The organism is Marisediminitalea sp., assembly GCF_984433645.1.
The window spans coordinates 1-26842 of the sequence record NZ_CFIDRX010000041.1; the positions used below are offsets into that span (position 1 = coordinate 1).

The 26842-nt window shown below is 48.0% G+C and carries 28 protein-coding genes and 1 pseudogene; 11 read left to right on the forward strand and 18 right to left on the reverse strand.

The genetic code is table 11. The features are described 5' to 3' along the window. Window positions 1-430, forward strand: a pseudogene (locus AC4MRN_RS07545) (hypothetical protein); the annotation flags it as partial. 1 nt (window position 431) lies between these two features. Here the strand turns inward: AC4MRN_RS07545 and AC4MRN_RS07550 are convergent. Then, the gene (locus AC4MRN_RS07550) at window positions 432-1331 is read right to left on the reverse strand and encodes a LysR family transcriptional regulator (protein ID WP_491202920.1); all 900 of its coding nucleotides are present in this window, start codon (window positions 1329-1331) and stop codon (window positions 432-434) included. Between the two features lie 101 nt (window positions 1332-1432). Here AC4MRN_RS07550 and AC4MRN_RS07555 point away from each other — a divergent pair, with 101 nt between their 5' ends. From AC4MRN_RS07555 to AC4MRN_RS07570, 4 genes are all read left to right on the forward strand, one after another. Then, complete coding sequence (locus AC4MRN_RS07555; RefSeq protein ID WP_073321159.1) at window positions 1433-2131, forward strand: CoA transferase subunit A; 699 nt, start codon at window positions 1433-1435, stop codon at window positions 2129-2131. 9 nt (window positions 2132-2140) lie between these two features. Beyond that, the gene (locus AC4MRN_RS07560) at window positions 2141-2800 is read left to right on the forward strand and encodes a CoA transferase subunit B (RefSeq protein ID WP_370165462.1); all 660 of its coding nucleotides are present in this window, start codon (window positions 2141-2143) and stop codon (window positions 2798-2800) included. A 147-nt stretch (window positions 2801-2947) separates the two neighbouring features. Beyond that, on the forward strand, window positions 2948-4297 hold the full coding sequence (locus AC4MRN_RS07565; RefSeq protein WP_491202921.1) for a DEAD/DEAH box helicase: 1350 nt from the start codon (window positions 2948-2950) through the stop codon (window positions 4295-4297). 19 nt (window positions 4298-4316) lie between these two features. Continuing rightward, window positions 4317-5171, forward strand: coding sequence for an alpha/beta hydrolase (locus AC4MRN_RS07570; RefSeq protein WP_491202922.1), 855 nt, complete (start codon window positions 4317-4319; stop codon window positions 5169-5171). A 39-nt stretch (window positions 5172-5210) separates the two neighbouring features. On the opposite strand, the gene AC4MRN_RS07575 is transcribed toward AC4MRN_RS07570, so the two are convergent. From AC4MRN_RS07575 to AC4MRN_RS07595, 5 genes are all read right to left on the reverse strand, one after another. Then, window positions 5211-5453, reverse strand: a complete 243-nt coding sequence (locus AC4MRN_RS07575; RefSeq protein ID WP_073321170.1) for an EF-hand domain-containing protein — start codon at window positions 5451-5453, stop codon at window positions 5211-5213. 67 nt (window positions 5454-5520) lie between these two features. Continuing rightward, window positions 5521-6510: an oxygen-dependent tRNA uridine(34) hydroxylase TrhO gene (gene trhO / locus AC4MRN_RS07580; RefSeq protein WP_491202923.1), complete on the reverse strand. Its 990-nt coding sequence runs from the start codon at window positions 6508-6510 to the stop codon at window positions 5521-5523. Between the two features lie 83 nt (window positions 6511-6593). Beyond that, a complete protein-coding gene (locus tag AC4MRN_RS07585) occupies window positions 6594-7133 on the reverse strand; it encodes an Mpo1 family 2-hydroxy fatty acid dioxygenase (RefSeq protein ID WP_491202924.1) in 540 nt (179 codons plus the stop codon). A gap of 97 nt (window positions 7134-7230) precedes the next feature. Next, the gene (locus tag AC4MRN_RS07590) at window positions 7231-7884 is read right to left on the reverse strand and encodes a Crp/Fnr family transcriptional regulator (RefSeq protein WP_491202925.1); all 654 of its coding nucleotides are present in this window, start codon (window positions 7882-7884) and stop codon (window positions 7231-7233) included. 128 nt (window positions 7885-8012) lie between these two features. Then, the gene (locus tag AC4MRN_RS07595) at window positions 8013-8513 is read right to left on the reverse strand and encodes a VC2046/SO_2500 family protein (RefSeq protein ID WP_491202926.1); all 501 of its coding nucleotides are present in this window, start codon (window positions 8511-8513) and stop codon (window positions 8013-8015) included. A 94-nt stretch (window positions 8514-8607) separates the two neighbouring features. Between AC4MRN_RS07595 and AC4MRN_RS07600 the strand changes: the two genes are divergently transcribed. Together AC4MRN_RS07600 and AC4MRN_RS07605 are read left to right on the forward strand one after the other, a co-directional pair. Further along, window positions 8608-10257 (forward strand): response regulator, encoded by a 1650-nt coding sequence (locus AC4MRN_RS07600; protein WP_491202927.1) that lies wholly within the window; start codon window positions 8608-8610, stop codon window positions 10255-10257. A gap of 41 nt (window positions 10258-10298) precedes the next feature. Next, the gene (locus tag AC4MRN_RS07605; RefSeq protein WP_370240102.1) at window positions 10299-10604 is read left to right on the forward strand and encodes a hypothetical protein; all 306 of its coding nucleotides are present in this window, start codon (window positions 10299-10301) and stop codon (window positions 10602-10604) included. Here AC4MRN_RS07605 and AC4MRN_RS07610 read toward each other — a convergent pair. Together AC4MRN_RS07610 and AC4MRN_RS07615 are read right to left on the reverse strand one after the other, a co-directional pair. Next, the gene (locus AC4MRN_RS07610; RefSeq protein ID WP_370240101.1) at window positions 10601-11524 is read right to left on the reverse strand and encodes a DMT family transporter; all 924 of its coding nucleotides are present in this window, start codon (window positions 11522-11524) and stop codon (window positions 10601-10603) included. The genes AC4MRN_RS07605 and AC4MRN_RS07610 overlap by 4 nt on opposite strands. Next, the gene (locus tag AC4MRN_RS07615; RefSeq protein ID WP_491202928.1) at window positions 11525-12373 is read right to left on the reverse strand and encodes a DUF6279 family lipoprotein; all 849 of its coding nucleotides are present in this window, start codon (window positions 12371-12373) and stop codon (window positions 11525-11527) included. 152 nt (window positions 12374-12525) lie between these two features. On the opposite strand from AC4MRN_RS07615, the gene AC4MRN_RS07620 reads away from it, so the two are divergent. Further along, complete coding sequence (locus AC4MRN_RS07620) at window positions 12526-13533, forward strand: ATP-dependent 6-phosphofructokinase (RefSeq protein WP_491202929.1); 1008 nt, start codon at window positions 12526-12528, stop codon at window positions 13531-13533. Between the two features lie 29 nt (window positions 13534-13562). On the opposite strand, the gene AC4MRN_RS07625 is transcribed toward AC4MRN_RS07620, so the two are convergent. From AC4MRN_RS07625 to AC4MRN_RS07645, 5 genes are all read right to left on the reverse strand, one after another. Then, window positions 13563-15254: an endo-1,4-beta-xylanase gene (locus AC4MRN_RS07625; RefSeq protein WP_491202930.1), complete on the reverse strand. Its 1692-nt coding sequence runs from the start codon at window positions 15252-15254 to the stop codon at window positions 13563-13565. Window positions 15255-15460: 206 nt separating this feature from the next. Continuing rightward, complete coding sequence (locus AC4MRN_RS07630; RefSeq protein ID WP_073321204.1) at window positions 15461-16288, reverse strand: LytR/AlgR family response regulator transcription factor; 828 nt, start codon at window positions 16286-16288, stop codon at window positions 15461-15463. Window positions 16289-16290: 2 nt separating this feature from the next. After that, window positions 16291-17388 carry a sensor histidine kinase gene (locus AC4MRN_RS07635; protein WP_373690834.1) on the reverse strand — a complete coding sequence of 366 codons (1098 nt, stop codon included), beginning with the start codon at window positions 17386-17388 and terminating at the stop codon, window positions 16291-16293. Window positions 17389-17534: 146 nt separating this feature from the next. Further along, a complete protein-coding gene (locus AC4MRN_RS07640) occupies window positions 17535-17996 on the reverse strand; it encodes an Mpo1 family 2-hydroxy fatty acid dioxygenase (protein ID WP_490402889.1) in 462 nt (153 codons plus the stop codon). A gap of 77 nt (window positions 17997-18073) precedes the next feature. After that, the gene (locus AC4MRN_RS07645) at window positions 18074-18751 is read right to left on the reverse strand and encodes a flagellar brake domain-containing protein (RefSeq protein ID WP_073322748.1); all 678 of its coding nucleotides are present in this window, start codon (window positions 18749-18751) and stop codon (window positions 18074-18076) included. 123 nt (window positions 18752-18874) lie between these two features. On the opposite strand from AC4MRN_RS07645, the gene AC4MRN_RS07650 reads away from it, so the two are divergent. After that, entirely contained in the window at window positions 18875-20659 is a 1785-nt protein-coding gene (locus AC4MRN_RS07650; RefSeq protein WP_491202931.1) for a M61 family metallopeptidase, read from the forward strand. Window positions 20660-20756: 97 nt separating this feature from the next. Here AC4MRN_RS07650 and AC4MRN_RS07655 read toward each other — a convergent pair whose 3' ends face one another. From AC4MRN_RS07655 to yejK, 3 genes are all read right to left on the reverse strand, one after another. After that, the gene (locus tag AC4MRN_RS07655; RefSeq protein WP_491202932.1) at window positions 20757-21566 is read right to left on the reverse strand and encodes a M23 family metallopeptidase; all 810 of its coding nucleotides are present in this window, start codon (window positions 21564-21566) and stop codon (window positions 20757-20759) included. Continuing rightward, on the reverse strand, window positions 21559-22434 hold the full coding sequence (locus AC4MRN_RS07660) for a 6-carboxytetrahydropterin synthase (RefSeq protein WP_255054072.1): 876 nt from the start codon (window positions 22432-22434) through the stop codon (window positions 21559-21561). Before AC4MRN_RS07660 ends, AC4MRN_RS07655 begins: the two co-directional genes overlap by 8 nt. 105 nt (window positions 22435-22539) lie before the next feature. After that, complete coding sequence (gene yejK, locus AC4MRN_RS07665; RefSeq protein WP_491202933.1) at window positions 22540-23577, reverse strand: nucleoid-associated protein YejK; 1038 nt, start codon at window positions 23575-23577, stop codon at window positions 22540-22542. A 136-nt stretch (window positions 23578-23713) separates the two neighbouring features. Between yejK and AC4MRN_RS07670 the strand changes: the two genes are divergently transcribed. Then, a complete protein-coding gene (locus tag AC4MRN_RS07670; RefSeq protein WP_073321223.1) occupies window positions 23714-23935 on the forward strand; it encodes a YejL family protein in 222 nt (73 codons plus the stop codon). Window positions 23936-23941: 6 nt separating this feature from the next. Next, window positions 23942-25456: a DUF3413 domain-containing protein gene (locus AC4MRN_RS07675; RefSeq protein ID WP_491202934.1), complete on the forward strand. Its 1515-nt coding sequence runs from the start codon at window positions 23942-23944 to the stop codon at window positions 25454-25456. Between the two features lie 142 nt (window positions 25457-25598). Here the strand turns inward: AC4MRN_RS07675 and mmsB are convergent, their stop codons facing one another. Further along, window positions 25599-26486 (reverse strand): 3-hydroxyisobutyrate dehydrogenase, encoded by an 888-nt coding sequence (mmsB, locus tag AC4MRN_RS07680; RefSeq protein ID WP_073321231.1) that lies wholly within the window; start codon window positions 26484-26486, stop codon window positions 25599-25601. A 2-nt stretch (window positions 26487-26488) separates the two neighbouring features. Beyond that, on the reverse strand, window positions 26489-26842 hold a 354-nt coding region (locus AC4MRN_RS07685; protein WP_491202935.1), incomplete at its 5' end, for an enoyl-CoA hydratase/isomerase family protein.

The window sequence follows — 26842 nt, forward strand, 5'->3', positions numbered from 1 at the left end:
CCAGTTCACCTTGCCTGAAACTGACAAAATGATCATTCAGTATATTCAGGCAGTGAAAAAACTGCGCATTATGATTCGTTCGGAGCGAAGCAAAGGTAAAATCGATGGCAATACCTTTATGGAGCAAGACAAGCAGCTAGAGCGCTTGCAGTTAAAAGTAAACGTGGAAACGCTTATACGTAGAGGGCGTGCCGCACAGCAAACCAATATGCTTGGTTCTGCCCGTCAGTATTTTGAGAAGGCCGTAACGGCGCTGGAAAACCAGGTGCAACCCGACGAGTTTTGCCAAACCCGTTTGGACTGGCTGAAACAGCAATTACAAGAGATTCAGGAAAACCTGAAAAACGTCAACGCACAAGACCGCGCCAAGAAGAAAGAACAAGAGCGTGACGAGCTCGACGAACTCTTTGCACCTAAGAAGAAGTGGTAATTTAAGCACCGCTTTTAATCACACTTTTTTCGCAAACCTGTTGCCACAAGGTTTGCGATGCTTTTGACGTAACACCTCTGGACGCACGAATAACACCAACGCGTTTCACCAATGGGTTGTTTTCTATTTCCCGGCAAACCAATCCTTTTCGCAACATTTGCTCAAGGCACAGTGAAGGGACAACGGATATCCCCAGCCCTTGTGCTATTAATTGCCCAACCGAGCCATACTGCCCGGTTTCTGCCACTATTTGCAATGAACCAAACTGACTTGCGGTTTCCTCGGTCCACTGCCTTACACTTGAGCCTTTATTTAGGGCAATAAAAGGTTTACTCACCAGGTCTTCCCAGCGAATACGTTTATGCGTTCCCAGCGGATGGTCGGCCTGCATAACTGCTACAAAATTATCGGTAAACAGTGGAACGAATTCCAGATTGTCCATCACCTGAGGCTCGAAACAAAAGCCCAGATCTGCACGACCAGAACACACCGCGTCGATCGTTTCTTCCATAATGACATCCAGTATTCGCAAACGAATATTGGGATAGTCCTGATGAAACCGCATGAGTATGGGCGGCAATTTAGACTCGGCAAACGACGGCATTGCAGCCACCACTAACCTGCCCTGCGACATCGCGAATAAATGCTGAACGCCATCTATGGCATCGTCCCAGTCATGCAATAAGCGTTTGGCTTGCGGCAACAAGGTTTCACCTTCAGGCGTTAGCTGGACCCTTCGCGTTGTGCGGCTGAATAACTGGCCGCCCAACTGCTCTTCCATCTTCTTAATGGCACTGGACAGCGCCGGCTGGGTTAAAAACAGTTTCTCTGCAGCTTCGGCAAACGTTGCCGACTCAGCCACACACACAAACGCTTGCATATTTCGGTAAGACACACTCATATTAATAACTTTTATTTATCAATACTGATATAAATTCGATTTTACAAAATTTTAACGCTGTTTGATACTACTTGCGTTCACAACATTTAGGAGAGCGTGCTATGTCTGGTTTCGATAAAGTCGTATCCAGTTACGAAGAAGCAATGCAGGGATTGTCTGACGACATGACCGTGATTGCCGGAGGCTTTGGCCTGTGTGGTATCCCGGAAGGACTTATTGCACAGATTAAGAAAATGGGCACGAAAGGTCTGACCGTTGTATCAAACAACTGCGGTGTAGACGGCTTTGGTCTGGGTATTCTGCTGGAAGACAAGCAAATCAAAAAAATGGTCTCTTCTTATGTAGGTGAGAATGCCTTGTTTGAACAACAGCTGTTAAATGGCGAGCTGGAAGTTGAATTAACCCCGCAAGGCACGCTGGCCGAGAAAATGCGCGCAGGCGGCGCGGGTATCCCGGCGTTTTATACCGCTACGGGTTACGGCACGCCGGTTGGTGAAGGTAAAGAAGTAAAAGAATTTAACGGTCGTCCGTATATTCTGGAAGAGTCGATTACCGGTGACTTTGCTATTGTTAAAGCCTGGAAAGCAGACCGTTATGGCAACTGTGTTTACCGTCATACTGCACAAAACTTTAACCCAATGGCGGCGACTGCCGGAAAAATCACGGTGGTTGAAGTAGAAGAAATCGTTGAACCCGGCACACTGGATCCAGCGCATATTCACACACCCGGCATCTACGTAGATCGCGTTATTCAGGGTACGTTTGAAAAACGTATCGAACGTCGCGTAACGGCTAAATAGGAGGCAGTCATGGCATTAACCAGAGATCAAATCGCAATGCGTGTGGCCCAGGAATTTCAGGACGGCAACTACGTAAACCTGGGTATTGGTATTCCTACCCTGGCCGCTAACTATGTACCAGACGGCATCAGTGTCATGCTTCAGTCTGAAAACGGATTGCTGGGTATGGGTCCTTACCCTACCGAAGAACAGCTCGACGCAGACATGATCAACGCAGGTAAAGAGACTGTGACCGCCATTACCGGCGCGTCCATCTTTAGCTCAGCCGAGAGTTTCGCCATGATCCGTGGCGGCCACGTTGACTTCACGGTACTGGGTGCGTTTGAAGTAGACGTAAACGGTAATATTGCCTCGTGGATGATTCCCGGCAAACTTATCAAAGGCATGGGTGGTGCAATGGACCTTGTAGCAGGTGCTAAAAACATCATCGTTACCATGACTCACGCCGACAAACACGGTAACTCTAAACTGCTGCAAGAATGCACGCTGCCGTTAACCGGTGTGAACTGTATTACGCGCATTATTACCGACTTAGCAGTTATGGAAGTGAAAGACGGTGCGTTCCATTTACGCGAGCGTGCCCCCGGCGTTTCTGTTGATGAAATTCGCGAGAAAACAGCAGGTAAACTGGTTGCCGAAGGCGACATTCCGGAAATGCAATTCGCTTAATTCCCTTTGCGGCCTCCTGGCCATTTGGCGGCGGGCGTCGTGTCCCGCTGCCCTTGTCTTTTGCTTTATGACCGACTCTTCCCGCTTTCGCTTTACTCTATGGGTTAATCAGGGATAATAAGCGCGATCTTATTGCGGAGCCCTGTTTTGTTAATTACCGATTTACCCGTTAACCATACCATTATCACCCGTCTTCAGGATAAAGGCTTTACTGAGCTGACTGATGTGCAGGAACAAACTATTCTGCCTGCCCTGTTGGGTAAAGACATTATGGCCTCGTCGAAAACGGGTTCGGGCAAAACACTGGCGTTTCTGGTGCCCATCGTGCACCGTTTGCTTACCCAAAAAGCACTGAGCAAACAGGACCCACGCGTTATTATTCTTGCGCCAACCCGCGAATTAGCCAAACAGGTGTTTTCCGAAGCCAAATGGCTGTGCCAAAAGAAAAACCTGGCGACCACGCTGGTGGTAGGCGGCGACAATTACAATGACCAAACCAAAGCGCTACGCCGTAACCCGCACATCATTGTTGGCACGCCCGGCCGTATTGCCGACCATCTTGAAGACAAAAGCTTTTTCATCAACGGTTTAGAAATGCTGGTATTTGATGAAGCTGACCGTATGCTGGATTTAGGGTTCGCCAAAGCGTTAACTCTGATTAATCAGTTCGCCGATCACCGTAAACGCCAGACTATGCTGTTCTCAGCGACGCTTGACCATATCGAACTTAATCATTTACTCGACAAGTTGTTGAAGTCACCGGTTCGCGTCGCCATTGGCAACGCGAATGCCCAGCATACTGAAATTACTCAAAGCCTGTACTTCGCTGATGGCCCGGATCACAAAGACGCCATGTTAGCTAACCAGCTACAGCAGTTAGAGTACAATCAGGCAATCGTATTTACCGCCACGCGCGACGACGCAGAGCGTATCGCAACTGCCATGGCAGAGCTGGTTCCTGGCCGAACGTTCCGCGCCCTGCGTGGTGATTATGCTCAGTCTAAACGTTCACTCACCATGAACGATTTTGGGCGTGGCCAGTTCGACGTGTTAGTAACTACAGATGTTGCATCCCGCGGTTTGGACCTTTCCAAAGTCGGTTTGGTGATCAACTACGATCTCCCCAAACAACCCGAAGAATACATTCACCGCATCGGTCGGACGGGCCGGGCCGGAAACAAAGGAACTGCTGTGTCGTTTGTGGGTAAACGGGACTGGCAAACCTATACCTTGCTTACTCAGCAGTTGAGCTACGATATCGCACCGCAACCTCATCCAGAGCTGCCTGCGACGTTCAGCGGCAAGAAGCCTAAAGTCGCCAAGCCTAAAGCCAAAAGTGGTTCAGGCAAGTTGAAAGCAGCTAACGCGAAAGCCAAGAGCAATAAACCCGCTAAACGCGTACGCGCCATGCAGGGCGAGGATATTGGTGATATGCCAATGCGCCGAAAAGCGACGCCTTCACAGGAATTACTCGACACGGATGACAGTGAAGAATAACTAAGCTAAGGAAGTTGTTATGCACCCACTACTGGATAAGTTCTGCAAACTGCTGTGCGTAACAATTACCGCGTGCTCTGCCACTAACGCATTGGCGAACAATGAATTTCACGACCTGGCCTATGGCAATGACCCAGCGCAAACACTCGACGTCTACGCGCCGACTACCGCAAAGGGCGCCCCTGTTATTGTTATGGTCCATGGTGGAGCCTGGCGCTTCGGCGACAAAGATAATCGAGGCGTTGTAAAACACAAGGTGGCGCACTGGGTCAATAACGGTTACGTTTTCACGTCGCTGAATTATCGTATGCTGCCTGCTGCTGATTTGCTTACTCAGGCACAGGACATTGTGTCAGCCATTCAATTTGTACAGGCTAACGCCACCTCATGGGGTGGCGATCCTGCTCAGGTAATTTTAATGGGCCATTCTGCAGGAGCGCATCTTGTTGCGCTGGTTAACGCCCAGGCCTCCGCTGGCCAACTGGATTCAAAAATTGCCTATCCCTGGCTAGGCTCCATCGCACTCGACTCAGCCGTTTACGACGTAGTTAAAGTTATGCGCGCCACAGACACGCCCCGGCTATACAAACATGCCTTTGGTGAAGACCCTGCGTTCTGGCAGGCTGTCTCTCCCCTTCACGTCTTAGCTGGAAAAATACCGCCATTGCTGCTGGTGTGCTCTGAAAAACGACCCGATGAGGCCTGTGATCAGGCATCGCAATTTAAGCTACGCGTTGAGTCATTTGGCAGCGACGTAGATATACTAACAAAGAAACTGTCACACCGAGATATCAACGTATTATTGGGTAAAGACGAAGCCTACACGGCGCAAGTCGACGCCTTTCTTCAGCAGATACAAAAAAACCGCAGTTAACTGCGGTTTTAAGTATGGCTGTTTAGTAGAGAGTACTTGTTAGTACTCCCACCAACACTCCTGCCACCAAGACAAAAATTCTTCAAAATCAATGAAGCCATCGTCGTTGGTATCAATCAGTTTAAAGCCCTCTTCCACGTGACTGGCCTTGGTTTTTGGTGAAATCACGGTAAGCAATTCAATAAACTCTTTCATATCGATTTGGCCATTTCCATCACGATCGAAAAAGCTAAAATCTTTTTGAATTTCGGCGACTTTTTCGGGTGTTAATTCAGTAGACACTGCCTTTCCCTTCTGTTTTTCCCAATGCGGGCAGTGTAACCCTACCCACTCACATTGTCTATGTTAACTACTTTTCTTGTGCCTGCAAAGCTCTGGCACGCTGCTCTTCAGCCTTCGCTTTACGACGCGCTTCCATAACGTCGCGAGCTTCTGTGCCCACATGCTCTTCGTTACGGGCACGTGCCAGATTAATTTGCTTCTCGCGTTCACGGAATCGGGCAATCTGCTCTTCCGTATGCGTACCATGGCACTGCGGACAACTTACGCCCTGCTCATATTTATCACTGGCTTTATCTTCGTCTGTGATTGGCAAGCGGCATGCGTAACACTGGTCGTATTCACTTTTTTCGAGATCGTGATTAACCGCTACGCGATTATCAAACACAAAGCAGTCACCTTTCCACAGCGTGTCTTCTTTAGGCACATCTTCCAGATATTGCAGGATGCCGCCTTCCAGGTGATACACTTCCTCGAAACCTTGCTCTTTTAAATACGCAGTAGATTTTTCACAGCGAATGCCACCGGTGCAAAACATAGCGACTTTCTTGTTCTTTTTCGGATCCAGGTTGTTCTTCACATACTCCGGAAATTCACGAAATGTCTTGGTGTTGGGATTCACCGCGTGTTCAAACGTACCAATTTCGATTTCGTAATCGTTACGGGTATCAATTAACAGGACATCCGGGTCGCTGATCAGCGCGTTCCAGTCTTTCGGCTTAACGTAGGTACCTACCGTTTTGCGTGGGTCGATACCTTCAACACCCATGGTCACGATTTCTTTTTTGAGTTTTACTTTAGTGCGGTAAAACGGCTGGTTGTCGTGATACGACAGTTTGAAAGAAATGGGATTAAAGCGGTCATCGCTATTCAGCCACGCTAACAAGGCATCAATGCCTTCCTGAGTGCCGGATACCGTGCCGTTGATCCCTTCACTGGCAAGTAACAACGTACCTTTAATGCCATTTGATTCCATGGCTTCCAGTAACGGTTGGCGAATAGCTTTATAATCTTCAAGCGCCACAAACTTGTATAGCGCGCATACAACAAATTGATTCATGTTTTAACCTTTGCGAATTGGAACGTAAAACCAGAGCAAAAATGCGGCGCGGAGAATAGCAAAAATCCCTACAAGTTTAAAGGTTATGCCGGGTTAGATTTACCATTTATGCGAACAATACCAGCTTCGCTGTCTATACGGGCCTGCAGTGACTTTTTGAAACCCATTGCAAAACACCACTCGGCCATAACAAACAACGGACCAATTACCAGCCCTACCAGGTCATCTACAAATGCGGGTTTTTTACCTTCATAATAGTGACCTATAAACTGCAATAGCCAACCAAACACAAACGTGCCGACAGACACAAACAACCATTCTGCCGTCCCAAACGTTGCGACATAGTGGGCAGCGAGCAATAACAACCCGGTAAACACGGTCATAGCAACACCCAGCATGCGATCGAGTTTCAAATAAAACACGTTGGACAATGCCCATATCACCATTGCTGGTGTAGCCATGATATTGCCAACTATGGGCATGTTAAGTTGCCATTGAGGCAAACTGGTAAGCGCGAGCACTGCAAATACAATTAAGGGAATACCTGCAAAATGCGTCAGAATATTGCGTTTGTCGCGATGGTATCGGGCGTATTGAATAAGGTGCTGCTCTAATGTCTTCATGTGGACTCCACAACCATTAACAAATTCATTACATGTTAATGGTTGGAGTACTAACAAACTGTCACCAAGGTGACAATCAAAGTAAATAGCAAAGAATTTAAGAGATTTGAGCAAATCTCTTTAGTTTCGATATGGAGATGATACTAATTTTACCGTACTCAAGTGCGATGACTTGTTGAGCTTCAAGGTATTTCAATTGCTGATTAGTTTTTTGACGCGACAAAGACACCAGTTGACCAAACAGCTCCTGCCCCATCTCTATGTCAATACGCGTGTTGCTCTCAGGCGCTCTAAGAACAAATTCGTACAGTTTTCTTGCAACTCGAACGGCGGCACTGGGTTGACTGCGATCTTCTATGTTTTGAAACAGTAATCTGACTTTGGCAGTAAGCAACCGCCCAAAACGAGGCCACCACTCAGAATCCGCTGCGATAAGGCTGTTTAGTTTGTTGGCCGGTATTTGTAACAGCCTGCAAGGCTCGCTGGCCAGTACGTCATGGGTTCGTTGCTGACCATCAAATAAAGCAATCTCACCAAACCACTCGCCCGGATTAATCACAGTCAGCCCAATTTCTTTTCCGGCAGAATCCAGGCCACTGATCCAGAGCGATCCGGTTAGCAACACAAATAGCCCGTTAAAGGTATCGCCGCGATGAAACAAATACTCCCGAGCGACCAGATCAACCGGTCGGCTTGCCGACAACAAACACTGCTGCTGCGATTCAGTCAGTGAACAAAACCAGGATGACAACAGCAATTCCGGGTAGGCTTGAGCATTTTTTGATAGAACTGAAGACACAGCGTACGTTAACAATTTACCAAGTTCGAGGATGTGGAATCATGCCAAGTCGGGCATGCATTGTACAGTTATGAATTGGGTTACTGAATTAATTGCTGTGACGCTGGAATGGTATCTGCAAGCATTGTAGGGGCTTCCTCTGCTTCCATTACCATAGCGGACTGTATTTCATTGTGCAGTTGCAACTGTGTGCCGTACGCACAGTTAATTTTAACTTCCACCGGTAATTGTTTGGGGTTATCGGTAAAGTTCAGTGGATCAGGATGCATTGCCTGCCAAAACTGGATAGCCTGCGTGCTTGGTGCTTTGCTCACAGATTGTTGCCAGCGTAAGTAGGTATTAAGTGCGGCTTCTGAGCATTGTGTTGCAGGTCGCCGGTAATGATTCAATCGCTGTGGAAAATGCTCGTCGGTAACCGGCGACTCGTGCTGCCAGTTAATTAGCGCTGGTCTGCCGCCATCAAACAGTGAGAGTGTGAGCTTAAACGCATCTGCATTGCCATGCAGCGCAATGTTAATGCTGGACTCCCGTTGCGCTCTTTGCGCTAGCTCTGAAGGTTTGCTGGCAGCTTGTGTTTGCAAAATGATTCTTATGTATTAAAGACTTACTAGCGTAATCGGCAAATAAACATTATTCTTTAGTCTATTGTTCGCTTTACTTTTGCAGGAGCTGCTGGTGGGGGTACCCTATAAGGACGTATCTATCCTCGTTGTGGAAGATCAGCGCCCTTTTCTGGTGTTGCTTAAAGGCTTATTAACCAACCTTGGCGCCAAAGATGTCATGATGGCTACGCAGGCCGACCATGCGCTCAAATACTGTCGTAACCACAAGATTGATATCGTAGTATGTGATCTGCATTTAGGCTCGAACAAAAAGAACGGCTATGAACTGTATCAGGAACTGATGCACCGTAAATTACTCGCGCCAACTTCGGTTTTCCTGTTGATCAGTGCAGATGCAGCAAGACCCGTTGTATTAGGTTCGCTGGAGCACAACCCGGACGACTATTTACTCAAGCCGTTTTCCCAGGCACAAATAAAAAACCGCTTGAACAAAGCATGGAAGAAGAACCAGTTTTTCCACGACGTTTATAACGCGCTGTCAGATGAACAGTATTCGGTCGCCCATACCTTGCTTGAAAGTATGGATGTACCCGCCGTTTACTATCGCGAATCCATTCACCTTAAGGTAGAAGTGTTCTGGGCACAGCGAAAATACGCTGAAGCTATTTCACTGCTTCAGTCCGAAACGGTGTTATTGCCCTCTCAGTGGGCGCAATTAGCACTTGGGAAATCTTATCTGGCTAAGCGTGAGTTTCAGTTAGCCATTAAGTGTGCCGCCAAAGTCCTGGAACTTAATCGCTATGATCCAGACGCCCACGATATCATTGCTCAGGCCAAAAGTGCGCTTCACTTTCCCGAAGAGGCCATGGAGAACATGCGTCTGGCTTTGAAGTATTCGCCCTATTCACTTGCCCGCCAACAACTCGCCAGCCAGATCGCACTGAAAAATGGCGATTTCCCTTTGCTGGTAGAGTCGTCACTTGCTACCTGGCAACTCTCTAAGAACACCATATTTAAGCGCATAAGCTACTGGTGCAATCATATTGGCTTTTTGCTCGATGCCGCAGAAGCGGCAGAAAACAAAGCGCAACGACACCGCTATCAACAAGAGGCGCTGTTGCAGGTGCAGCGCGCCCGCCATGACGACGCCATACTCAGATTAGATGAGCCCTTTGACATCGATATTTTTACGGATATTGTCACCGCGCGGGTCGATGTTATTGATGGTAAGCTCATAGACGCTAAAAAAACCATTATGGCCAGCCAAATCAACATCGAATCGCGATTCACCGAATACCCGGCCTCGCTCGCTCCCGGGAGCATTCAAACCCTGCTAAATTTAGGTGAATTCGAGGAAGTTAACCGCGTACTGAACACGTTAAAAGAGGAAAAAACAGAGCTTGATTCTGGTACCCGGCAACTCATAGCGCAATACAGCGAACAAGCAAAAGACGGCGAAGACAAATACACACACATCAACCGCCGTGGCATACAACTGTATCAGGAAGAAAAGTATGCCGATGCCAAAGAAGCCTTTACCACCGCATTGGGCCTTGCCCCGGTGAATACCGGTATTGCACTGAACCTGCTGCAGTGTCAGGTAAAACTGTTCGGTCAGGCAAATAAGCTCGACCCTCTACTGGTAAAAGAAGCCAGACAGGTTTATAAAATAGTGAACAATGCACCAATGCGAGAGCAACACCAGTCTAAATTTGAAAATTTACAGGATGAATTGATTCGATTAGGTGTGACCACCCGATAGTTCAGTTCCTTCACACTTTTTGCCGTAAGGAAGGATATCCAATGCCACGAAACCTACTAAAGATAGCGCTGACCGTTACTGTACCCTGCGTGTTAAGCGCCTGTGCGTCGCAAAGTAATCTGTGTGAAAACATTATGGAAGTCAAAGCCCAGGAACAGCAGTGCCTGGTTCTGGAAAAAGCCATGCGCAATCCAAAGAACCCGCAAATGGCGTTAACCGCAAGACAGCGTTTCGAAAACGAGTGTGAGAACTTCCGCTACTATCGTGACGAGTACGACACCATTTGCAAAAAGGGCGAACAACCCATTGGCGAACCTAAAGCCAAACCGCAAGAAACCAAACCTTAAGCCGTTTTACGTGAGCGGCCTAACGCCGCCATAATCGACCCACAAATAACCATTGCCGCTCCAAGAATGGCAATGACACTAAGTGGCGGTTGTTCAAAGGTGTGAGGGTAAAGTGCATCGGCCACCGCCATGGAAATAAACGTGAAAACCGGCGCTGTTGCAATAACCGCACTCACTCGGGAGGCAGACCATACTCGCATTGCTTCGGTAAAGGCGCCATAAGCCACCAGGGTATTTGCGCAACAAAACGCCAGCGCCCAACCCTGCACGGTATTCATTTCAACAATGCTGCCTAGTTCACTGAACGGCAGTAGCATCAGGCCACCTAACAAATAAATAAACAGGGTTAGCTGCATGGCCGTCATGGTTTTCATAATGGCTTTTTGGCACAAGGCATAACCCGCCCAGGTAACGGCAGCAATAACAATGAACACTATGCCGAGTACGTCTTCGCTCTCGGATGCGAGTATTTGTGGGAGACGCTGGTTAAAAAACAGGGTTAAACCAATCAGTAAACAGACGGCTCCCCCGCCCTGTAATCGACTGAATTGCTCACGATAAATCCATATGCCGCCCATCATCAAAGCAAAAGGAGCAATTTGCATAAGCACCTGAACACTGCCCGGGCTCAGGTACTTCAACCCCATGACATTAAAGACGTAGTTCACAACCAGCATGACTGTCGAGCCCACCGCCAGTTGTAATACGGCTTTGGGATAACGCGACACCTTGGGTAAACCGCCACGCGACGCCAGCCATAAGCCAACGACAAGCGCGGCTGCAAAAAAGCGGTAAAGTGTGATTGTGGGGCTGTCCATAACCTGTAAACAGATCATCAAAAATAACGGTAATATGCCCCACAACACGGCAGTGATAAGAGCCAGCGTAAAACCCAGCACTGGCCGATGGGATGTTTCCACCTAGTCGTTACTCATCAAGTACTCAAAGTCCTCAATCATATCGTCAATCTTATTGATTAGCTTGTTTTTTTGCTTATCAGACAGGGTATAAAACAATTGTTCCAGCATTCGGCCGTACAACTGGGTATTTTGTAGGCGCAACTGCTGATAATCTGTGCTGCGAAAGTCATCAGGGTGCGTCAGCAAGGCCACAAATTCTGTTTCAAATTCAGGATTATTTTCACGTTTATCTATAAGTTTACGGGCGGCTAACTGAAAATCTTTCCGGTATGCCAGCCACAATGCTCGCGTACCATGAAAATCCGGCGCATATTGCCTGATAATGGCCTTTTGCTGTTTGCTTAAACGCCCAACGTAATCGCTGATCCCATCTTCAATGTCTTCGACACGGGACTCAGTGACTTCGTCTTCCGATTTACCTTCTGCCTCAGCCAGCTTTTCAGCGATTTCGTCATTTTCTTCTGACAGTTCTTTAAACAAGGATTCAACCTGTTCATCGGTTAATTGGGCAGCCAGTTGCGCCAATTCCGGGCTAACATGATCCCTGAGTCGCTCCCAGTGTTCGCGACTTTTCCACAGGTGATCTGAAATACTCTCCGCCGTCAGGCGCTCGTTTTCAACGTCGGCTTTCAGCGATTTCAGGTGCTTCACGTATTTAGCCAACTCTTCGCTGCGATGCCAGTTTAACCAGTTGGCAAAGTGCTCATCGAAGAGATTTTCCTGTCTGTCACTTAATTCAACATAATCATCTACATACCAGTGAATCAACCAGTCCAGATTGTTGTAGGTAAACTTGGTGGAACAACCCGCCAGCAGCAGGAACCCAAAAAGCAGTATCAGTTTTTTCACGTTGACGTCCTGTTAATAAGTTAAACACTTGGCTTAGCTCAATATTCCTGACACGATAATGTGTCATATACTATACGCATACGACCAGCAAACGGAACAATGATTCCGTATCTGCACAATGTGGCTTTGTATCAAATTGTTAAGGACGCACTATGACCAGTAAACGTATCGCGGTATTGACCTCTGGGGGCGATGCTCCGGGCATGAACGCATGTATCCGCGCCATTGTTGTTGCCTGTGAAGGTGCCGGGCATACCATTATTGGCTTCGAGCATGGTTACAACGGCCTCCTCGAACAAAACTGGCGTAAGCTGGATAGTAAAAAAGTTCACAATATTATTCAGCGTGGCGGCACCATTTTACGCAGTGCACGCTGCAAAACGTTCAAGCAGGAAACCTCAGGCCAACTTGCTGCCAATAACCTGGATGAGCTGGCGATTGATGCACTTATCGTCATCGGGGGCGATGGGTCGTTTCGTGGTGCAGTACATCTTGGAAAATTCTGGAGCGGACAAGTTATTGGTCTGCCGGGCACCATTGATAATGATATTTATGGTTGCGATGCCACTATTGGCTATTACACCGCTATCGATACTGCGGTATCTTCAATAGACAAAGTACGGGACACCGCGGATGCTTTTGAGCGTATATTCCTGGTTGAAGTAATGGGGCGTCATGCTGGTTTTCTGGGCGCTAGTGCAGCACTCGCCGGGGCAGCCAATTACGTGATACTGCCTGAGTTATTCACCGACCCGGAATCGGTACTGAACGATATTCAGCAACAGGTAGCCATTCATCGCCAGCGATATGGGCACGAAAGTTACATTATCGTGCTGACTGAGAACCTGTGGCCATCTGGCATAAATGCCCTGGCGGAAGCATTGGAAACCCGCACCGACGGTGAAGTCAGGCCGGTTATTCTGGGGCACGTACAACGCGGAGGCTCGCCGGTGAGTCAGGATCGTATTCTGGCAACCACACTTGGCGTTCAAGCCGTGCGCAGTATCGAGCGGGGTAAAAATGGGATAATGGTTGCGACTGCACAAGGCGACGTGGTTGAAGTTGCGCTCGAAGAAACCTGGCAACATAAAAAGTCACTGGGCAATACGCTTACCCATTGTATGCTCACCATGCTCAACGAGCGCCACCACTGGCCATAAAATCTAATATTTCAGGGTTGTTTATTTGTTTAAGTCACCTTGCCTTCGGCTTGCCGAGCTGTTTTTCTTGAGATAAGCAACGCCAACAGGCCCAACAAGCTCCAACCTATGCTACCACCACCGCCACTTTTGCCAGGTGTCGTAGGCGTTGGTGTTGGCGCAGGCGTGGTGTCATTCACATCAGTAACAGAAATCACTACTGTCTCTGTTTGAGTCTTCTCGCCATCTGATGCTGTTATTTCGAGACTGTGTGAAGTGGCAGTTTCATAATCCAGTGTTACGCCGTCTAGCAGTGATATCTCACCGGTGTCACTGTTTAACTCAAATACCGTTGAGGCTTCAGCGAGACTAAAGGTTACATCCTGCCCTTCGGGATCTACAGCCTGAAGCTCAGCGACTACTGAACCCGCCGCTACGTCCTCTGCCACACTAAAGCTAGTGGCAGTAAACACCGGCGCCTCATCTGCATCTTCCACAGTAATGGTTACACTTGCGGCTTCACCATACTGATAACCATCGTAGCCGGTTATCGTCAATTCGTATTGGGTGACTGATTCATAGTCCAGCACATTATTGGCAGAGACACTAATGTCTCCTGTTGACGAAATTTCAAAGGGAGAAGTTGATGGCGATACAGAGAAAGTCAGTTCATTACCGTCAGCATCCGTTACTTGTAACGTACCAACCAAGGTGCCAGATGACGCGCTTTCTGACACGGTAAACGCCTGAGATGAGGCAATAAATGGCGCAGAATTCCCTACATACCCACGAAGCCAGTCCAATGCAGGCCGAGCCTCACCATTTTCATCGACAAGCTCCGCATCCTGCTCATCCCGCCACATACCAGGCCGCCAGCCCCACAACGTGATCCCTCTCACCGCGTCGTGTTCCCACAGCACAGGAAAGATTTTCTGATAATCGGCCAACTGCTCTTCATCGGTTGGGCCATCAATATCGAGCTCGGTGATGTACACTGGCACGCCGGTGTCGGCGATGATTTGCAAATTACCCGCAATTTCCTGTGCGCTTCCCCGGGTCGAAAAGGCATGTGCCTGAATACCCACACCATCTATCAGGTTCTGTGCCTGAAGCAATGTAACGATACCCGCGTACTCAGTTGCTCTGTCGGTACTGTTCAGTAAGCCGTATTCGTTGAGGATCAGCTCACTATTGGGAAAATAACTTCGCGCAAGCTCAAAAGAACGCACAATCCAATCCCAGCCCGTGTCGCCGTCGCCACCCAGCGCCTGGGCATAATTACCGTTGCCGTCACCAAACGGTGGATCATTAATGGGTTCGTTAACCACTTCAATGGTATCAATGTCGGGATACCGGTTCGCTACCGCCTCAAACCACTCGATAACTTCCACTTCCTGTTCAGCACTTGACAGTGTTTCTATCCAGGTCGGTTGTTGATTGCCCCACACCAGTACGTGCATTTTAAAGGGCAAATTATTGTCTTTAGCAAACTGATAGGCAGCGTCCAGGGCATCCCAGGACATTACGTCGCGCTCGCGTTCTACACTGCCCCACTTTCCCGCATTCTCTGGCGTAACCTGATTCCAGTGTTGTAAAAAGCCGTCAAGTTGGGTGGGTGCGTGGATATTACCTAAAAATTTGCTTTCGCCTTCTGCTATAGGTAATGGTTCCTGAGCAAAAGCAGACGGTGTCATTGCGGCAATGGCGCCGCTGAGTAGTGCAAGTGAGATGCGAGACATCATGTATCCTTCTTGTTTTAAGTATGGGTACTCTACTTATTGAAGGACCACCTCTCGATTATGTTTATCGTGCCAAAATTTACTTTTTATTATTGTTTTTTACTTATTTTTAACAATACAGTTATGAATATCGCTTTCAGCAGGCCCTGGATTCCCCAACAAAAACAGCGCTATTCAAGCGCTGTTTTTGGTTCTGCAGTAGATTAACACTACATTTTCATTGCCGCTTTGACTTTGTCGCGATGGCTACGGCTGACCTTCAGCTCTGTGTCATTGTGCAGAATCAGATGATACTCGCCGCTTATGTGACTAACGAGTTTCTTCACAAACCGGATGTTGGCAATCGCGGAGCGGTGCACGCGAACAAACAACTGTGGATTAAGCTCTTGCTCCAGCTCCTTCATGGTTTTACGCATAATGTGCATGCCATCCAGCGCATGTACACACATGTAGTCACCCGCCGCGTCGATCCACTGAATATCTGATACGTTAACGCGAGTAACTTCAGAGCCGTCTTTAATCGCCAGTACATCAGGATACGGATTCGTTTCGACTGGTTCACCGCTGGCTAACTTACGCAATATTTCTTCACAGTCGTCACCGGTTAATTCGGCCACTAAATTGACCAGCTTGCGCGATTGTTCATCGTGGTGTTGGGTAGAATAATACTCTCGCACTTTGTCTAAAGCGTCTTTTAATCGTTTGTCGTCGGCAGGCTTGAGCAGATAGTCCAGCGCATGCACATCAAACGCTTTAATTGCGTAGCTGTCGTAAGCCGTAACAAACACGATCATTGGAATGGGTTGCTTTAGTTCTTTTAACTTGTTGATGACCTGAAAACCATTCAGACCTGGCATTTGTATATCGAGGAAAACCAGATCCGGGCGGTGCTGAGAAATCATACTCACCGCATCCAAACCATTCTGACACTCAGCCACAACCTGCACATCATCATATTTTTCCAGCCTTAATCGCAGGCCACTGCGTGCGAGCGGCTCGTCATCTACGATAAGCGTGGTAATTTTTTGCTGACTCATTATTAAACGTCCTTCACATCATAGGGCATGCGCAGACTCACGCGCACACCTTGGGGCTGATTATGTTCTACGGTAAACGCAAAGTTCCGATTATACAGCGCATGCAAGCGCTCTTTTATGTTAGGTAACCCTACGCCGCCCACTCGACTTAGCTGACCATCACTAATATCGGCGCCAGGACCGTTATCCGCAACATCCAGCAACAAATCGTTACCAAATCGGCTGGCAACAATCGATAAACGCCCGCCTTCCTGCAGTTTGGAAATCGCGTGTTTAATGGCGTTTTCAACGATGGGTTGCAAGATCATACTGGGGACCATGGCGTCTTCACAGTCATCCTCGATATCCCAGGTTACCTCTAGGCGCTCGCCAAACCGTACCTTTTCAATTTCTAAATATAAACGTAACGCTTTGATTTCCTGACCTAAAGGTACTTTTTTAATGGGGTCGTTGTCCAGCGAGTAACGCAAAAAATCACTCAATCTTGATACCATTGCTTCAGCGGTATCGTTTTCTTTCATCAAAATAAGCGTGGAAATGGCATTGAGCGTGTTGAACAAAAAATGCGGGTTTAACTGATATCGCAGCATCTTAAGATGCGCCTGGTGTGCCATGGTACTGGCTTTCAACGCGTTTTGCTTCTCGCGTTGTAGCATTTCAAAGTTTTTAATCCCGAAATACAAGCCTGCCCAGCAACCAATCATAATCATGCTGTCAATGGTGTTGCTGAAGTACATGTACCAGGCTTCCGGGCGGAAACCGTGCTTGTAGATTTCCCAGTAATTCACGTTCTTGACGACAGCCCACACCAGCGCCACCAGATACGTTGACACCAGTACCGTGAATAATAACCGACCAACCGTTTGTTTGCGGGCCCATCTGAAGATGTAACGCAGCGGTATAGTCAGTATCCATCCGGCGTAGGAATTAAGGATGATGATAAACAGGAAAATGGGCCGCACTTCATGCAAGAACGAACCAATGTAATAGACTACAGCGAAACCGGCCCATCCCACGGTGTGTAACACCCAGAAAAGACGTTCGTTGTTTTCGAATAAACGCTGCCACTTCAGCACTAAGGTACCATTTTTAAAATTCATCAACATGCATTATACGTGGAATAAGTAAATCAAAGACGGGTTTAATCGTGTATGGAGAAGGCTTTATCGCACAATATTGCCGTGAAGGCTATTGTTCTGAAGTCGCACTATACAGTGGCGGGCATAACCCGCCACGTGCGGCATTGTTAATAACCAATATTCAGACGTTTTAACCAACCGCCCCACACCCAGGCCGGGCCAATCAGCAAAAACTTCAGATCCGTTAAGAAAGACGGGCGCTTTCCTTCAATGGCATGACCAATGAATTGCAAAACCCACATTACAACAAACACAGCCACACTCACCTGCCAGACAGGTAGCGCGCTGAGTGCAATTTGTTCAATCACCAAAAAGCAGGCTATGGTGAGCAGCGTCATAGCTGCACCAATCGGTCCGGACAGCAGAAAATAATAGTACAACACTGGCAGTACGAGCAGGTGCGCGAAGTTTATGTCGTACTGTGCTATCCAGTCGGGGACCGGAATGGCCCAGACTAACCCGATAACGGAAAAGTAGATTAACGGTACCGCCAATTGATGTATGAGTTTATTGGTGTGGTTTTGATGGCTTTCAGCATATTCATTGAATAATCGTTCTATATCACGCATATCGTCCCCGGAATGGCTGTTGTTATTCATACGGGGCACTGCGTTTACCTTCAACGACGCTACCCTGCCACTCTATCCTAAATCTCGACGATGAAACGATCCAACAATTTTTTAACAATTTCTGCTTCAGATGAAAACTGGATCCCGTAAAAACACTTTGACTGGGTTAAGCTGCTATTTTTAACCACGCCCTTACAAACAAGTTCTTTTTCATTCGCAATCATCAGGTTAACGGCTTTACCGTTGTCCAGTCGGGGAAAATCTGGTGTGGCGTCGCAGACGCACCGACAGCCTTGCTGAGATACATCAAGGATCATACTTTGAATTGAAATCTGCTGTTCTGCATCAGACACGCTGAGTTGCGCTTGAATGCCCGGCGTCCATCGTTTGTGCTTGCGCAATGCAAGACTTTGTAAGCTGGCGGGAAAATCCACAAACAGTAACGGCGAAGGATGCGTAATGACTTTCATTACCTCGGCTCTGAACGCAATGACTTTTCCCTGCTCTCCTTCCAGTACATAACGCACCACGACTTCATTTTCTGGTATCAGAATGTCGCGTAGATAGCCCCATTTGGTTTCACTGGGCACCTGGAAAATTAAACACGTAGGTAAATCGATTCCGACAAACTGGGTCTTAACCCGCTTTGGTGCCGTAGGCGTCGTAATCTGCAAATCAACCACACTGCCCGGTCGCAACGACAGTAAACTGTCCAGATCCGCACTGCTTAATTGTCTATTTGGTTGTTTTGCCATGATTAACACTAAAATCACTTCTAATAACGCTATATAATCATATTTTGTGCTTTTAACAAACCCTTACCAATACGCTGGTTTCAGAATTGTGTAACGATTCAACCAGCCAGGAGAAATATATACATGGCTCTGCATTCTACCGGCATCGAATACACGTTAAGTATCGACTCCATTAGTCAACACGTATTCCTGGTTACCATGTCGGTCCCTGCGTTACAGCAAACACATGTGGAAGTGACCTTGCCGGCCTGGATCCCGGGCAGTTATATGGTGCGTGACTTTGCCCGTAACATTGTGTCCATTGAGGCGGTTAACAGTAATAACGACGCTATCGACGTAACGCCTACAGACAAACAAACCTGGCAGGTTGAAGCCGCGGGTGATGCCTTTAAACTGACCTACCGCGTATACGCTTTTGACCTGTCCGTACGAAGTGCTTTTATAAACGACGAATACGCATTTTGTAACGGTACCAGCGTCTTTTTAAAAGTAACGGGCGCAGAGTCTCTGCCTTGCTCAGTGTCGATTACCGTGCCCGAATCACAGCCCGACTGGGTTGTTGAAACGGCCATGCAATCAAAAACTGATGGTACCTATCTGTGCACAGATTATGATGAACTGATTGACCACCCGATTTTCATGGGTGAATGCACCAGCGAGACATTTTCGGTGCAAGGCGTGGAGTTCGTTTTACTGTTCAGCGGTAAAACGCGCTACGACACAAATAGAATGTGCGCTGACCTCACAAAGGTATGTGATCATCATTTAACCTTGTTCGGCAAACCCGCTCCGGTTAAGCGTTATATATTTATGACGTTGATTGCGGATCAGGGTTACGGTGGTTTAGAGCATCGCAGTTCTACGGCTCTGCTTTACCCGCGCTTTGAATTGCCTTTAGCCGGTGAGCCGGCTCAGTTGAACGACGGTTACGTTAATTTCATCAGTTTGTGCAGTCATGAACTGTTTCACACCTGGCACGTTAAGAGTATACAGCCAGATGTGCTGATTAACGCTGATCTGAGTCAGGAAGTGTATACCGACCAGCTTTGGATATACGAAGGTATCACCAGTTTTTACGACGATGTCACATTGGCCAGAGTCGGTGTGATCCCTCCTCAGCATTATTTAAAAATTGTTGGGCAAAACCTTACCCGGCTGATGCGCAACACCGGTAGGTTCAAACAGAGCATTGCGGAGTCCAGCTTTTACGCCTGGACCAAGTTTTACAAACAGGACGCCAGTGCTATCAACAACATCGTTAGCTACTACAACAAAGGTGGTTTGGTTGCACTGGGTCTGGATTTGCTGCTGCGCAAACGCAGTGAAGGCACTGCAAATCTCGATAAACTCATGCAGGCCCTGTGGCAACAATATGGCCACAACAAAGGCACGCCCGCCGATGTGATTGCCTCATTGTGTTTGTCGGAATTTAACATCGATGTCAGCGACTATCTGCAGCGTGTTGTCTACGGTACCGAAGATGTAGACCTCGCGGCATTGCTCACAGATATTGGCGTGTCAGTCAGCGACAGCCCACAGCAATCGGTAGATGACAAAGGCGGTGAAGTCCCTGCCAAATCAACAGCCCGCTATGCGTTTGGCGCCACCGTGAAAGGCGCAGAGTTAGGACTGAGTATTCTGACCGTGCAAGAGGGTTCTGCGGCCTGTCAGGCTGGTTTACACGTCAATGACAGGCTCATTGCAGTAGATGGCTATGTTGTTAATACAAAACTGCTCGACCGCATGCTGGCCAGTGAACGTGAAGATGCTTTTAGCCTGAACATTGTGCGCGATGGCAGAGTACTTAATTTGACGATGCCATTGCTGGAAGCGCCAAAACAACACATGGCACTGACGATCAACAACGACGACGCATTTGCAAACTGGCTGGGGCTGGGCGCAAAGTAGCGCTTTGTATAGCTACAGAATAAAACAGGCTGCGTAATGCAGCCTGATTATATGATTTGTGACAGTATGATATGTGTTGGTATGGGTAAACGCGTGTTTAACGGGCTGGTACTAACAACGCTGGATCTAACCGCTCGCTAAACCAATTGATTCGCCAATCCAGATGCGGCCCGGTAGCGCGCCCTGTTGCGCCAATTTCACCAATCTTCTGCCCCTGCTCCACTCTGTCTCCTACGGAGACATTGAGCTGGCTTAAATGCAGGAACGTTGAATTTACGCCCAATCCGTGGTCAATAATAATCGTGCCACCCGAGTAATATAAATCGGCATGCGCCAGCGTGATGGTACCGCCAGCCGGAGCAACTACGTCAGTACCGGTTGGTGCCCCCACATCTACGCCGAAATGAGGCCGTTTAGGCACACCATTGAAGACCCGCTGACTACCATAGACGCCGGTGATTGGCCCTTCGGCCGGCCAGATAAAATCAACGGTAAAATCTCGCAGGTCTGAATTGGTCTTTCGCGCTTTGGCAACCATCCAGTTATCGTTTTTTATGCGCTCTAACACACTTTTCGGCGGGGTCACCATCGCCTGTGGCACGCCCTCGATTCGCTGTGTTGGGTATTCACGTGCACTTAAACTAATCTCATGACTCTGTTGTTCACCAGAGGGCAATGTCCAGCGCAGTGTATGCGTCAATGCAGCATCACGCCCGAAGCCGAAAACAAACGAACCGTCTGACAATGTGCCAATCGGTTGATCATTCAGCCACACCTGACTGCCCGGAGGCAATTTGCCTCGCATAAGGCTGCCTTGCGTTTCAGCACCGGTTAACACCAGAGTCTGTGCCTGCACCGTAAGTGTTAACAGCCAACCGGCGAGTAACCAAATCAGACGCCTAGTCACTGACTCTGGCACCTTTCCCTACGCCTTCGTAGGCCAGAACACAGCAATGTGTGTCAGGCTTACGTTGTTTTTGTTGCTGGTAAATAAACTGCGCCAGGCATTCGACGGTAGAGTCCGTTGTGATCACCTCACACTGAGACTCAGGAAGGACGATTTCAAAATAGCCTTGTGTAGCTTCATATGCAAAGCAAACATGGGCCTGATAGCTGGGGAGTTTCTGTTGTAGCTTTAACTGGTCGGCCGAAATGCGGTCTTCTTCTGATGCGATGTAAATATCGCACCAGCGGTCTGCCCAGTAGGCCTGACTATCGAGGTCAATTTCACCGTCGGTAATGATATCTACTTTTGAGCGATGGCCGTGCGCTATGCGCTGGCAGTTACCATCGTGCTTTTTCAAACCGTGGGTATAGTGATAAAACGGCGTGTTAATCACTTCTGTTCGCAACAGAATCGTCAGATTGTCCACGTTGTCCGGTAAATGCGTCGCAATCACTTCCCGCAAATACTCACTGACTGACTCCATGGTAATCGTTGGCGCATAAATAAACGCATAGGCGTCAGCCGGACAATACATCTGAATGGCTTTTTGCTCAGCCAGCGCAAAATTGACTTCCACATAGTCGGTATCGTCGTCGTGACGAATCGAGGTCGCCTGGCATTCTGCAGGCACTAGGAGCTTGTGATCGACATAACTGTCTATCAGTCGTTTCAGGTTTTTCTTTACGATACCGAAATCCTGAACCATGCTCTCTTCATTCAGCGTGCCGTCGAGCAGCACATCCACGATCCAGCTTTCTCCTACCATGCCGCGTTCCGGGCAAAGGTAAGAAAAATCCATTACGGTTAAGTCATTAACAAATAATTGCATTACGTCTCGTTAGGTTAATTCTTACTTATCAGGTTCCCAGCTATTCGTCGCCGGGTAATTAATGCAGCCATTATAACCAGTTTTCGCTGGTATGGCCTGCTATTCCTACAGATTTCGCTTTAACTGATCTTTCAGGTTGGGCGGAATCCCTTTGATAGTGAGTGTATCTGTGTCCGGGTTATAGATAACCCGCTCTCCCAGTAACTTTCGTTCGAAGCTGACTGACACACCACCGCCCTGACCGGTAAATTTGTTGAGCTGCCGCAGTGCGGCAGGGTCAGGTTGAATTTCCGGTTCCAACGGCGTTTCAAGCGTCGCAGTGAAAGCCGCGAAATTTCGTTCACTGCCCTCATCGGCAGGTAATCTGTCTGCTAAGTCACTCACTCTGATAGAGTCGCCACTGTCTAACTGCTCTTTAAAATAGCTGGTAACCTGTTCCCGGTGTGTGGTTTTTTCTTCCGGGTCGAGATTTTCAGATGCCAGGTAGGTTTCCACAGACTGAATCAGCTGTTTGTTTTGTTGTTTAACATCAACTTTTTCTTCACAGCCAACAAACTGCATAAAGAAATCGGCGACTTTGCGTCCCATCCGGCCTTTGATGAAGCTAATGTAACGTTGCTGTTGTGGCTCAATGCGGTACTGCGTTAAATCAATACGCACTGCCAACTGCATTTTTGCTAAATCCAAATGTTCCCGACTCGACAAATCCAGATTCTGACTGACTTCAACATGGGCCTTGGTATTTAACAGCGTGACCAGCAAATACTGGGTAGCCAGGTATTCGTAGTGTACAAACAGCACAAAACCGGTTTCGACCTGCCCGGTATCAACCAACGACTGCACCAGTAAATTACTGGTTTCCTTAGTAAAGGTCAGATAAGCACTGTCGCTGTCTGCCGGACTATCAGCATGGGCATCCTGATAGCCTTCGAGCGAGGTAACAAAGGTATTCTCCTCAGCACTTTCGGCAAAATGTCCGACGCCTTTACCCGGCTTGCTAACAAACGTGTGATGTAACTGGTGACCAAGTTGTTCCAGCGCCGGTGTAACTGGCAGGCAACCTTCACGTGGGATCAGCTGCATTTTGCCGTCGTTGTTAACGACCAATTGGTGTACGACAAAATGATGTATCAATATGCTCATGTATTACTGATGTCCAATTCGTTGATTAAAGATGCAGTTTTTTGAATGAATGATTGTTATCAGATGCACAACGATTATAATCGCTTTATTGCCAAAACTATGCTTTTTCAAGCGAATTAATGACAAGAGGCGTAAAGTGCCCCAACAAAGCCGATACAGCGATGCCGACTTCGAGCGTCTGATGAACGAAATTATTATGGTACTCGAAAAAGAAGGCGCGGGTCGCGATCTTTCTTTAATGGTACTGGGTAACGTTATTACTCATATTTTTGAACAACAAGTGCCGCCACAACAACGGCAAGCCATGGTTGAACAATTCACCAAAGTACTGTCTAAAAGTGTACAGGGAACTGCATAAGCTACCATGATTTTAGCGGAATCTCCACGTCGTCAACGTGTAACCAAGCTGGTTAACTGGGGGCACTGGTTTGCGTTAGCGAATATCGTTATCGCCATTATCATTGCCTCTGTTTATGTTGTGTCCTCACCGGCACCTGGCACCGGACTCGGTACCTTTTATTTATTTGCCAACTGGTTTGGTCATATTGGTTTCCTTACCTTTTTTGGCTTTGTGATATTCATCCTGCCATTGTGTTATCTGGATGTATCACAACGCACCATTAAAACGATAGCCTCTGTGCTGTCGGCGCTGGGTCTGGCAGTACTGGCCTTTGATGCATTGCTTTTTAACCGAACCGGTTTTCATTTAAGCCACAGTGCCGCGCACCTGCTTAAATCGGAAGCCGCCAATCAGATGCACAGTGTGAACTGGCAACAATGGCTGTATTTGCTGTTGCTATTTGTGATTTGGCTTGGGTTTCAACTGGTGCTGGCAAATGCAGTATGGAAGCGTATAGACAGGTTAATGACCTATCGCATTGGCCGTCCTGCAGTAAGCTTTTTTGTAGTGTGTTTTGTGTCTGGCCATGCAATCCATGTTTGGGCAGATGCGCAGCTTTATCAGCCTATTATTAAGCAGGATAATATGTTCCCACTGTCTTATCCGGCCACCGCGAAAACCACCATGTCGCGTTACGGCTTGCTGGATATAGAACGTTATCAGCAACGAAAACAACTGCAGTTTGAACCGGATATTCACACCATTAACTACCCTGCAGCGCCGGTTTACTGTGCCATCGATGAAACACAGACCGCGTGGTTGCTGGTTCAAACCGATCAATCCGATTTACATTCAGCAGTGAAAAAAGCGGATTTACGTGAAATTACCCAGTTTTTTACGCCGGCCAGCTCGCCGGATGGCTTAATCAGCAGCACCTTATACGGCGTCCCGGAACTTTACCAGCAAAGTCTGGTAAACGAGTCACCTATTCTGTTGGCTTTAGCCAAGGCTTATAACGTTTCATCTCAGGTGTATGTTGAAGACATGCCAGTTAATGAGTATGACTTTCCAGCCATTGCTTTCTCTGACACGCTTAGCAGCGACAAGTCACTTAACATCGTGTTTGCTACTGGCGAGACCATTTCATCATTGATGAATAGTCAGGACGTGACAAAAGGTCTGGTTTTAGTTGCCTCGGGTTATGGCACGTCACGGGGTAGCTTGTATACCAATCTGCCGGTTACGGCGAAACTGGCCAGTAATGAGGATCTCACGCCTACCCTGCTTAATGCGCTTGGCTGTGGTGCGGATGTTACCTTTTACTCAACCGGACAGAACTTACTGGAACCCAAGCGCGACTGGCTGGTCAGTACATCGGGTGAAAAAATAATTGTAATTTACGGCGACCAGCGTATCGAAGTATTGAGCAACGGTAGTTACGATATTACCCAGATCAGCAGTGATATGCGCAGCGACGAAGCGCTGAACGTAGACTTGCTCAGCCGGGCTATTAAACACCTGACCCGATTCAAGCTCTAACGCTGTATTGCAGAGTTTTATAGCAAAACGGGACGCATCATTTGCGTCCCGTTTTATTAACAATCAAACATACCAAGAGTGTTACTAATACACAGCTTTTGCCCTGGCCATCTAGTGCTACGAGCAGGTAAATCAACAGCCGTTAGGCGTTGCCAAGTAACTCAAAAATACTTGAAAAGTCGCGGTCTGCATTGCCTTTTAACTGATGCATACGATACAACGCCTGTGCCGCTGCAGCCATGGGGGTCGATGCGCCAACCTGTTGAGCCGCCTCCATTGCCAGGCTCAGATCTTTGTTCATCAGTTTTACCATAAACCCCCCCTGGTATTGATTGCTCGATGGCACATTGTCCATTACATCAGGGCATGGATTGTATTTTTGCAGTGTCCAGTTGCAGCCCGAGCTTTGTAGCATAATATCTGACATGACCTTGGGGTCGAGCCCATTCGCAATGGCCAGTTGAAGCGCCTCAGACGTCCCCGTCATCAAAACCGACAACAGCATGTTGTTACACAGTTTGGCGATTTGTCCTGCGCCTAACTCACCGGCATGAAACAGGTTCGCGCCCATATGCTTGAGGACCGGTTTCGCACGAGACACCGCCGCATCGTCACCGCCCATAATAAACGTCAATGTGCCTGCAGCAGCCCCTGCAACACCACCCGATACCGGCGCGTCGATAAAGGCGTATCCTGCATTGATTGCACCGGCTCCAACTTCTTTTGCACTTTGTGCATCGATGGTGCTGCAATCGATAAACAGCGCGCCGGTTTTAGCATGGGCAATAATGCCTTGTTCGCCCAGATAGAGGGATTTTACGTGTTGAGCTGCGGGTAACATGGTAACCACCACATCAGCATTTTTAACGGCTTCCTGCGGACTGGCCGCAGCCATTGCGCCTTTGTCTTCCAACTGTTTGACAGCGTCAGCTACCAGGTCAAACACAACAACGGATTCACCATTTCTAACGAGGTTAGCCGCCATCGGCCCCCCCATGTTGCCCAAACCAATAAATGCGATGTTTTTCATTATTATTCTCCTATACCTGCCAACGGATTTACCGTCCAGGGACTGGTAAAATGTGTCGCAACAACATCTGCGGGTACATCATCGACACTGTTGAACAACCAACGAGGTTGCTTGTCCTTGTCGATAAGTAACGCTCTGACACCTTCAGCAAACTCACCTGATTCGCCACAACGACACGACATAATAAGTTCCATCTGAAAACAGGCTTCAAGCGAGAGTTCGGCCCCACGCTTACACTGTTCCCATACCAGATGCATCGTAATGGGCGACCCGGCAGTGAGCCCTTGTTTTGCTCTGTCGAGCCAGCTATCTCCGTTACTTTCACACCCTAAAATGGCTTTCACAGCCTCAGGTGC